The sequence below is a fragment of the Blastococcus sp. KM273128 genome, assembly GCF_021698975.1.
In the GTDB taxonomy this organism is placed as follows: domain Bacteria; phylum Actinomycetota; class Actinomycetes; order Mycobacteriales; family Geodermatophilaceae; genus Blastococcus.
The window spans coordinates 1-10,071 of record NZ_SSXA01000107.1 but is presented as its reverse complement, the minus strand read 5'-3'; the positions used below and the strand labels follow the sequence as shown (position 1 = coordinate 10,071).

8 protein-coding genes are annotated in these 10,071 nt (G+C 74.6%); 7 read left to right on the top strand and 1 reads right to left on the bottom strand.

Annotated features, from left to right (window positions below; translation table 11 throughout):
* The 7 genes from murJ to E9529_RS20160 all read left to right on the top strand — a co-directional run.
* Positions 1-1,680 (top strand): murein biosynthesis integral membrane protein MurJ (gene murJ / locus E9529_RS20190; RefSeq protein WP_236833060.1); only part of this gene is annotated, 1,680 nt, incomplete at its 5' end.
* A gap of 80 nt (positions 1,681-1,760) precedes the next feature.
* Positions 1,761-3,419 carry a hypothetical protein gene (locus E9529_RS20185; RefSeq protein ID WP_236833059.1) on the top strand — a complete coding sequence of 553 codons (1,659 nt, stop codon included), beginning with the start codon at positions 1,761-1,763 and terminating at the stop codon, positions 3,417-3,419.
* Between the two features lie 243 nt (positions 3,420-3,662).
* Complete coding sequence (gene trxB / locus E9529_RS20180) at positions 3,663-4,628, top strand: thioredoxin-disulfide reductase (protein ID WP_374201382.1); 966 nt, start codon at positions 3,663-3,665, stop codon at positions 4,626-4,628.
* 114 nt (positions 4,629-4,742) lie between these two features.
* Complete coding sequence (gene trxA, locus E9529_RS20175; RefSeq protein WP_091930864.1) at positions 4,743-5,069, top strand: thioredoxin; 327 nt, start codon at positions 4,743-4,745, stop codon at positions 5,067-5,069.
* Positions 5,070-5,392: 323 nt separating this feature from the next.
* Positions 5,393-6,490: an N-acetylmuramoyl-L-alanine amidase gene (locus E9529_RS20170; RefSeq protein WP_236833057.1), complete on the top strand. Its 1,098-nt coding sequence runs from the start codon at positions 5,393-5,395 to the stop codon at positions 6,488-6,490.
* 88 nt (positions 6,491-6,578) lie between these two features.
* Positions 6,579-7,997, top strand: a complete 1,419-nt coding sequence (locus tag E9529_RS20165; protein WP_236833056.1) for a PLP-dependent aminotransferase family protein — start codon at positions 6,579-6,581, stop codon at positions 7,995-7,997.
* Positions 7,994-8,989 (top strand): D-alanine--D-alanine ligase, encoded by a 996-nt coding sequence (locus E9529_RS20160; RefSeq protein WP_236833055.1) that lies wholly within the window; start codon positions 7,994-7,996, stop codon positions 8,987-8,989. The genes E9529_RS20165 and E9529_RS20160 overlap by 4 nt, the downstream gene beginning before the upstream one ends.
* A 68-nt stretch (positions 8,990-9,057) precedes the next feature.
* Here the strand turns inward: E9529_RS20160 and E9529_RS20155 are convergent.
* A partial coding sequence (locus E9529_RS20155; RefSeq protein WP_236833054.1) for a ParB/RepB/Spo0J family partition protein occupies positions 9,058-10,071 on the bottom strand: 1,014 nt, incomplete at its 5' end.

Sequence of the window (10,071 nt, the reverse complement as noted above, 5' to 3'; positions counted from 1 at the left end):
GTGCTGCCGCCGGTGCCGCGCGCGGACCAGGAGACCGACGAGGACGTCGAGCGCCGCGAGGGCGCACCCGGCGCCAGCGGGGGGATCCTGCGGGCCGCCGGCACCATGGCGGTCGCGACGCTGGTCTCCCGGATCACCGGGCTGCTGCGCACGATCGTCCTCGCCGCGGCCCTCGGCGTCGGCCTGGTCGCCGACGCCTACAACACCGCGAACACGCTGCCGAACATCGTCTACGAGCTGCTGCTCGGCGGCGTGCTCACGTCGGTCATCGTGCCGCTCCTGGTGCACGCGCAGGAACGGGACCGGGACGGCGGCACCGCCTACGCGCAACGGCTGGCGACGATCGCGCTCAGCGGCCTGCTCGTCATGACGGCGCTGGCCGTGCTCGCGGCACCCCTGCTGACCTCGCTCTACGGGCTCGACGAGGACCCCGAGCAGTACCGGCTGGCCAACTGGCTGGCCCGGATCCTGCTCCTCGAGATCGTCTTCTACGGCCTCGGCGCGTTCGCCCAGGCCGTGCTGAACTCCCGCGGCGTCTTCGGCCCGCCGGCGTGGGCGCCGGTCCTGAACAACGTCGTCGTCATCGCGACCGGCCTGGTGTTCCTGGCCGCCAGCGGGCCGGGCGCGCTGGAGCCCGCGACCGTCCCCGCCGGCCTGGTGTGGCTGCTCGGCATGGGCACCGTCCTGGGCATCGCGGTGCAGGCGGCGGTGCTGCTGCCGCTGATGCGTCGCGCCGGCGTCCCGCTGCGGCCCCGCTGGGGTCTGCGCGACACGGGGCTGCGCGAGGCCGGCACCCTCGGCCTGTGGGTGATCGCCTACGTGGCGGTCAGCCAGGTCGGCGTGCTCGTGGCGCTCCGGGTGGCCAACGAGGCCGGCCGGGAGGGCGGCCTGGGCTCGGCGGCCTTCGGGTACGCGCAGCTGCTGTTCCAGATGCCCTACGGGATCATCGGCGTCGCGCTGCTCACCGCCCTCGTCCCGCGCATGAGCCGCGCCGCCGCGCGGTCCGACGTGCCGGGTGTGGTGCAGGACCTCTCCCTCGGCACCCGCCTCTCGGCGCTCGGCCTGCTGCCGGTCACCGCCGCGCTCACCGTCCTCGGCCCGCCGCTGGGCGTCCTGGTCTTCGCCTGGGGCAACACCTCGGCCGACGAGGCGCAGGCCATCGGCACCGCCCTGGCCGCCGGTGCGTTCGGCCTGCTCCCGATGGCGGTCACGCTGCTGCAGCTGCGGGTCTTCTACGCGATGAAGGACGCCCGCACCCCCACCCTCATCCAGATCGGCATGGTCGCCGTCCGGGTGCCGCTCCTGCTGCTCGTCCCCGCGGTGGTCGAGCCGGACCACGTGGTGGCCGGCCTGATGGTCGTCACGAGCGTCACCTACGTGGCCGGCTGGGTCATCGGCGACCTCGCCCTGCGCCGGCGGCTCGGCGGGCTCCGGACCGGCGAGACCCTCGGCCCGGTGGCCCGGATCACGGCCGTCGCGGTCGTCGCGGGTCTGGCCGGCGGTCTTGTCCGGATCGTGACCGGCGACCTGGGCGAACGGTCGACGGCAGGCTCGCTCGCCGAAGTCCTCATCGGTACCTTGGTCGTCGGCGGCGTCGCACTGACCGGTCTGGTGGTGGCCCGCGTTCCGGAGGTCCGGGAGCCCGTCGCTGCGCTGCGGGCCCGGCTGGGGCGCGGGTGACCGGGGGCCGGTCGGGGGAGCCGACCGTGCCGGAGCGTCCGCCTCGGCGGCCGGAGCAGCACAGGGAGTCGACAGTGTCGATGGCGTCCACGACCACCGGACTGCCCGACCGCTACCGACCGCTCGACCAGATCGGGCCCGACGAGACCACCCCCACCGGCGTCATCCAGAGCTGGCGGGCCAAGGACCGCGTCCTCAACCGCGACGTCGCCATCCGCGTGCACGTGCCGGCCGGCCCGGCCGCGCACGCCTGGATCACCCGCGCGCTCACCGCCGGCGGCCTGGCCACCCCGGCGCTGGCGATGGTCTACGACGCCTCGGAGGGCAGCGGCGACCCGCAGGCGCCGGGCGGTGCCGCCTACGTCGTCAACGAGTGGATCGACGGGGAGACCCTGGCCGAGCGGCTGCGCTCGGGCCCCATGCCCGAGCGGGACGTGCGGCTGGTGCTGCGCCGGCTCGCGGAGGGCGTCGCCGAGGCGCACCGCGTGGGCCTGGCCGTCGGCGGCCTGACCCTGGAGAACGTCGTCCTCCGGCCCAACGGGCTGGTCGGCCTGCGGGCGGTGCCGGCGGCGTCGGGCACCGTGCACGGCGACATCACCGCGCTCGGCGAGCTGCTGGAGGCCTGCCTGACCGGCGTGGGCCCCGGCGCCCGGCCCGCCACCGGCCCCTCCGACCTCGTGGCGCTGGCCCGCCGCGCCCGCTCCACCGAGCCGGGCCAGGGGCTGTCCAGCGTGGCCGCGATGGCGTCGCTGCTCGCCGAGCGGCCGCGGACCGGCCCCACCCCACCGCTGCCGCCGAACCGCGCCGAGGAGGCCGAGGGCGGACGGCGCCGTCGCGGGCGGGACCGCCGCGCCGAGGGCGCCGCCCCCGTGCGGCTCGAGCCGGGCGCGCTGCCGCCGGTCCCGCCGGTGCGCCCCGGGGGCGACGACGAGCCCCCCGCCCGCTCACCGCACGACACCATCGCCGCCGGCGCCGCGCTCCCCCCGGCCCCGCCGGCCGGTGAGGAGGAGCCGTTCGGGGTGCTGCACGGCGGCGGGTCGACCTCCGCGGACCGGTACGCCGACCACGCGGACCTCGACGAGGACGACGAGGACGGCGCCCGGAAGCACCGGCTGGCGGTCGTGGCGCTGCCCCTGCTCGCCCTGCTCGTGGTCATCGCGCTCGCCTGGTGGATCGGGTCGAGCGTCCTGTCGGTGACCGACGCCGTGGACGAGGACATCGACGGCTCCACCCCACCGGCCACCAGCGCCCCGGTCGCCGAGGGCGGCGAGGAGCCGGCCGTCGAGCCCGGGGCTGCGGCCGACATCGCCGGGGCTCAGGTCTACGACCCCTTCGGCGACGGCGCACCCGAGAACGACGACGCCGTCCCGCTCTCCTACGACGGCGACCCGGCCACCAGCTGGCCCACGCTGACCTACCGGGGCTCCCCGGCCTTCGGGAACCTCAAGCCCGGCGTCGGCGTCGTCTACGACCTCGGCTCCCCCCAGGACCTCGCCGGCGTGACCGTCCAGACGGCGCGGCCCGGCGCCACCGTCGAAGTCCGCACCGCCGACACCGCGGACGGCGCGCTGGACGACTTCGCCGTCGCCGCGAACGGCACGCTGGAGCAGCGCACCGAGCTGCCGTTCGACGACACCGTGACCGCGCGCTACGTCCTCGTCTGGCTCACGGGGCTGGTCGACGGCCCGGACGGGTTCTCCGCGGAGCTGGCCGAGGTGGAGATCAGCACCGCCGGCTGAGGGAGCCCGTCACCGGGCGGCCGCTGATCCCGCCGGCCCGCCACCCGCTCGACCGCGCGGCGCGGTGCCCGACCTCGCGGTGTGGGGCGCGGCCGCCGGACGCGGTCGGCCCGGGGGGGTGTCGCGGTGGCGCCGGGCGGGTCGCCGCCGGTGGGTGCGGGGAATGCCGCCCCTACGATCGTGGTTGTGCCGCCCGTGACTGCAGACCAGCCGACCCCCGGCCCCGCCGTGACCACCGGTGAGGTGACCCAGCCGGCGATCCCGCCCGCCGAGCACGACGGCGTGCGCGACCTGATCATCATCGGCTCCGGGCCCGCCGGGTACACGGCGGCCACCTACGCCGCCCGGGCGAACCTGCACCCGCTGGTGTTCGAGGGTTCGCAGTTCGGCGGCGCGCTGATGACGACCACCGAGGTCGAGAACTTCCCGGGGTTCCCCGAGGGCATCCAGGGCCCCCAGCTCATGGACGACATGCGCACCCAGGCCGAGCGCTTCGGCGCCGAGCTGGTGCCGTCGGACGTGACCGAGGTCGACCTGACCGCCGAGCCGAAGATCGTCAAGGTCGGCGACCAGGTGCACCGCGCGCACGCGGTCATCGTCGCCACCGGCTCCAAGTACCGGTACCTGGGCCTGGACAACGAGCAGCGGCTGCTCGGCCGCGGCGTCTCCGCCTGCGCCACCTGCGACGGCTTCTTCTTCCGCGATCAGGACATCGTCGTCGTCGGCGGCGGTGACTCGGCGATGGAGGAGGCGACCTTCCTCACCCGCTTCGCCAAGAGCGTCACCGTCGTGCACCGCCGCGAGGAGCTGCGCGCCTCGAAGATCATGCAGAAGCGTGCGCAGGACAACGAGAAGATCCGCTGGGCCCTCGGCAAGCAGGTCACCGACGTGCTCGGTGACGCCACCGTCTCCGCCGTGCAGCTGACCGACACCACCACCGGGGCCACCGAGACCGTGCCGGTGACCGGGATGTTCGTCGCGATCGGCCACGACCCGCGCAGCGAGCTCTTCGCCGGCCAGCTCAAGCTGGACGACGAGGGCTACATCCAGGTCGACCACCCGTCCACCCGGACCAACATCGACGGGGTCTTCGCCTGCGGCGACGTCGTCGACCACATCTACCGCCAGGCGATCACGTCGGCCGGCACGGGTGCCGCCGCCGCGATCGACGCCGAGCGGTGGCTCGCCGAGACCTTCGACGAGCGCTGAGCCCCGCATCGGGCTCGCCCAGCCCGGGCATAACTGGTTCCCGAGACCGGTTGTCCCGGCGGGCAACCTCGTCAGCGCCAGCAACGAGCCAGTCGACCGAGAGGGAGAACGACCATGGCAGGCAACACCGTGACCGTCACCGATTCCAGCTTCGCCACCGACGTGCTGGGCAGCGACAAGCCCGTGCTCGTCGACTTCTGGGCGGAATGGTGCGGGCCGTGCAAGATGGTCGCCCCGGTGCTGGAGGAGATCGCCGCCGAGCACGGCGACAAGCTCACCATCGCCAAGCTGAACATCGACGAGAACCCGCAGATCGCGCGTGACTACCAGGTCATGTCGATCCCGACCATGACGGTGTTCCAGGGCGGCAAGCCGGTGAAGAGCATCATCGGCGCCAAGCCCAAGGGCGCCATCCTGAACGACCTCGCCGACTACCTGTAAGGACCACCCTTCCCCCCACGCCTCGCACGCTCGGCGCGGGACCCTGAAGGGTGGCCGTTCCAGTCGGTCACCGCGCTCGGCGCGGGACCCTGAAGGGTGGCCGTTCCAGTCGGTCACCGCGCTCGGCGCGGGACCCTGAAGCGGCCGTTCCAGGACGTGACCGCGGAGGCCCGCTCGTCCACCGGACGGGTGGGCCTCCGCCGTTCCCGGGGGCCGGCTGCCGCCCCGGGCGCGCCGACGACGGCCGGAGGGACGACAATCGGCGCACGATGGGAACCGACAGCCGCATGCAGCCCTTGGGGCGGGGGGACCGCGGGCCGGCCGTGGCCGACGTGCACGCCGCGCTCCGCAGCCTGGGCCTCCTCCCCGCATCCCCCGACGGTCCCGAGCCGGCCCTGGAGTCGGCGGAGTACGACGCCGGTACCGAGCTCGCCGTCCGCCACTTCCAGCAGGTCCGCGGCCTCTCCGTCGACGGCCGGGTGGGGGAGGAGACCTACCGAGCGCTCAGCGAGGCCCGCTGGTCGCTGGGGGACCGGCTGCTCCGCTACGACCCCGAGCGGCCGATGCGCGGCGATGACGTCACGAGCCTCCAGGAACGCCTCCTCGAGCTCGGTTACGACGCCGGACGGGCCGACGGCATCCTCGGCCCGGAGACCGAGCTGGGGCTCCGCGCGTTCCAGCGCGACTACGGGCTGACCTCCGACGGGACCTGCGGGCCGGCGACGCTCCGCGCACTGCGCCAGCTCGGCCGCAAGGTCACCGGCGGCCGCCCCCAGCTGCTGCGGCAGAGCGCCTCCTTCGTCGAGAGCGGCCCCCACCTGATCGGGCGGCGCATCGTCGTCGACGCCGGTCACGGCGGGCCGGACACCGGCTTCACGGTGGGGGAGACCACCGAGGCGGACCTGGTCCTGGACCTGGCCTCCCGCATCGAGGGCAGGCTGGCCGCCGCCGGTGCCACCGTCTACCTCACGCGGGGCCGCGGGCAGGGGCCGGCGCACGCCGAGCGCACCGCCTTCGCCAACGACGCCCGCGGTGACCTCTTCCTCTCCCTGCACATGGACGCCCACGGCTCCGAGCACGCCCGGGGCGTCGCGAGCTACTACTACGGCACGGGCTCCGGTGCGTCCTCCACCGTCGGCGAGCAGTTCGCCAACCTGGTGCGGCGGGAGATCGTGGCCCGCACCGGCATGCTCGACCTCGGGTCGCACCCGAAGACGTGGGACCTGCTGCGCATGACCCGGATGCCCGCCGTCCGGGTCGACTGCGGCTACCTCTCCCACCCGGTCGACCGGCTGCTGCTGCTGGACGCCCGGGTCCGCAGCGCCATAGCGCAGGGCGTCCTGGCCGCCGTCCAGCGGCTCTACCTGCCGGCTGAGGCCGACCCGGCCACCGGGACCTTCGTGCTGCCCGAGAAGGCCTAGCCGAGGGCGGCCACCGGCCGCGGCGAACGGTCCACCCGGCTCCGGTGGTCCCACCGGGCGGCCATCCCCCCGCGCCTACACTCCTGGGGTGGCCACCTCCCCGCCCGGCTCCCCTGCCGGTCCCGGACAGCAGGGGGCGCACCCGGGTGCGCACCCCCACCCCGCGCCGCGTCATCCGCGGCTCGACCCGCTGGCCGACCGCTACGCAGCACGCACCCACGGGATGAAGAGCTCGGAGATCCGGGCGCTCTTCTCCGTGGTCAGCCGCCCCGAGGTCGTCTCCCTGGCCGGTGGCATGCCCGCCGTGACCGCGCTCCCGCTGGACGCGGTCGGCTCCATGATCGGCGACCTCGTCTCCGGCATGGGCGCGCAGACGCTGCAGTACGGCTCCGGTCAGGGCGACCCGCGGCTGCGCGAGCGGATCTGCGACGTCATGGCGCTCGAGGGGATCACCGACGCCTCGCCGAGCGAGGTCGTGGTGACCGTCGGCTCGCAGCAGGGGCTGGACCTGGTCACCCGCGTGTTCGTCGACCCGGGCGACGTCATCCTCGCCGAGGCGCCGTCCTACGTCGGTGCGCTGGGGGTGTTCCAGTCCGCCGAGGCGCGGGTCCGGCACGTCGCCATGGACGACGACGGGCTGATCCCCGAGGCGCTCGAGGAGGCGCTCGTCGCCTGCCGCGCCGCAGGCGACCGGGTGAAGTTCCTGTACACGGTGCCGAACTTCCACAACCCGGCCGGCGTGACCCTCTCCGAGCCGCGCCGCGAGGCGATCATGGAGATCGCCGAGCGCTGGGACCTGCTGGTCGTCGAGGACAACCCCTACGGCCTGCTCGGCTTCGACCGGGAGCCGATGCGCGCCCTGCGCGCCCGCGACTCCCGTCGGGTCATCTACCTCGGCTCGTTCTCCAAGACCTTCTCCCCGGGCCTGCGGGTGGGCTGGGTGCTCGCCCCCCTCGCCGTCCGCGAGAAGCTCGTCCTGGCCACCGAGGCGCAGGTCCTCTGCCCGCCGTCGCTGACCCAGTACGCCGTCGCGCGCTACCTGGACACCCAGCCCTGGCGCGAGCAGATCAAGCTGTTCACCGAGCTCTACCGGGAACGCCGTGACGCCACGCTGGAGTCGCTGACGGCGCTGATGCCGGAGGGCACCACCTGGACCCGCCCGGACGGCGGGTTCTACGTGTGGCTGAAGCTGCCCGCCGGGCTGGACGCGAAGTTGATGCAGCCGCGGGCCGTCGGCGCCCACGTCGCCTACGTCCCGGGCATCGGCTTCTACGCCGACGGCAGCGGCCAGGAGTACATGCGGCTGTCGTACTGCTACCCCGAGCCCCACCAGATCCGCGAGGGCGTGCGCCGGCTCGCCCGAGTCATCGAGGCGGAGCTGGACCTGCACTCCACGTTCGACAAGGTCGACACCGGGACCTTCCGGGCGATCCGCCCCGGCTCCGGCCACGACGCCGAGTCGATGGTCGGTCCGGCCAACAGCGAAAGGTACGAGGACGGCCGATGAGCGAGACCGCGCCCGCCGCCGAGCCCGCCGCAGCCGACGAGCGCCACCCGCTGCGCGCCGTCGTCCTGGCCGGCGGGCTGACCTTCGAGCGGGAGGTCAGCCTCTCCTCGGGCACCCAGGTGGTCGAGGAGCTGACGCGCGCAGGCGTGGACGCCGAGCTGCGCGACGCCGACGCCGACCTCCTGCCCGGGCTCGCCGCGGCGCCGGCCGACGCCGTCTTCATCGCCCTGCACGGCGCCACCGGTGAGGACGGTGCCCTTCGGGCGGTCCTGGACCTGGCCGGGGTGCCCTACGTCGGCTCGCCGGCGGCGGCGTGCCGGCTGGCGTGGGACAAGCCGGCCGCGAAGTCCGTCGTCCGCACCGCCGGCCTGACCACACCGGACTGGGTCGCGCTGCCGCACAGCACCTTCCGGGAGCTGGGCGCCGGCGCGGTGCTGGACCTCATGGTGGCCCGCCTCGGGCTGCCGCTGATGGTCAAGCCGGCCTCGGGCGGTTCGGCGCTGGGCGTGCAGAAGGTCAGCCGCGTCGAGGACCTGCCGGCAGCCATGGTGAGCTGCTTCGCCTACGGCGACACCGTGGTGGTCGAGCGCTACGTGGAGGGGGTCGAGGTCGCCCTCGCCGTCATCGACCTCGGCGAGGGTCCGGTCGCGCTGCCCGCCGTCGAGATCGAGCCGGAGTCCGGCGTCTTCGACTACAGCTCGCGCTACTCGCCGGGGCTCACCGAGTACCACGCGCCGGCGCGCATCCCGGACGACGTCGCCGCCCGCGCCGCCGAGGTCGCCGTCCGGGTGCACGAGGTGCTCGGGCTGGCCGACCTCTCGCGCACCGACGCGATCATCACGCCCGACGGGGAGGTGCACTTCCTCGAGGTGAACGTCTCCCCGGGCCTCACCGAGACGTCGATGTTCCCCATGGCGGTCGAGGCGGCCGGGTACGACATCGGCACCGTCCTGGGACGGCTGCTCGCCCGGCGGGCCGAGAAGGCCGGCTAGGGAGTCCTGCCTACGCGGCGGCCCCCTTCCGTCAGTGACGAAAGGGGGCCGACGCGTGAGTGAGGGCGTCAGGCGTCGGGTCGCCGGCCCGTGATGTCCGGAGCCATGACGCCGATGATGCGCTGCAGGTCGTCGACCGAGCCGAACTCGACGACGATCTTCCCCTTCGACCGGCCGATCTGGATCTTCACCTTGGTCTCGAACATGTCCGAGAGCCGGGAGCCCAGCTCCTCCACGCCGGGCGCGGAGATCCGCCGCGTCCGCCGCTTGGCTGCGGGCTCCTCCGCGGCAGCCAGCGCGACGGCCTCCTCGGTGGCGCGCACGGAGAGACCCTCGGCCACGATCCGTGTGGCCAGGGCGTCCTGGGCCACCGGGTCCTGCAGACCGAGCAGGGCGCGGGCGTGCCCGGCGGAGATGACGCCGGCGGCGACGCGGGTCTGCACCTTCACCGGCAGCTTCATCAGCCGGATGGTGTTGGTGACCTGGGAGCGGCTGCGACCGATCCGCTGCGCGAGCTCCTCGTGGGTGGCGCCGAACTCCTCCAGCAGCTGCTGGTAGGCGGCGGCTTCCTCCAGCGGGTTCAGCTGGACGCGGTGGATGTTCTCCAGGAGGGCGTCGCGCAGCATCGCGTCGTCGGTGGTGTCCCGCACGATGGCCGGCACGGTGCCCAGCCCGGCCGCGCGGGCCGCGCGCAGGCGACGCTCGCCCATGATGAGCTCGTAGCGCCCGGCCTCCGCCTCGCGGACGACGACCGGCTGGAGCAGCCCGAACTCCTTGACGCTGTGCGTCAGCTCCTCCAGGGCCTCGTCGTCGAAGACCTGCCGTGGCTGCTTCGGGTTGGGGACGACGTCGTCGACCGAGACCTCGCGCAGCTGCGCCCCGGGCACGCCCACCGCGTCGCCCGTCGCGTCGTCCTGCGCGGGCTGCGCCGACGCGGGGGAGGGGACCAGGCTGACCGGGGCCGGCGTCGGCTCGGTCAGGGGCGCTGCGCCGGTAGCGGCGGACGCCGGCGTCGGCTCCGCGGCCTGATCCTCCCGCTCGGGCGACGGCGCGGGCGGCGCCGGGGCGACCGGGGGTGGGGT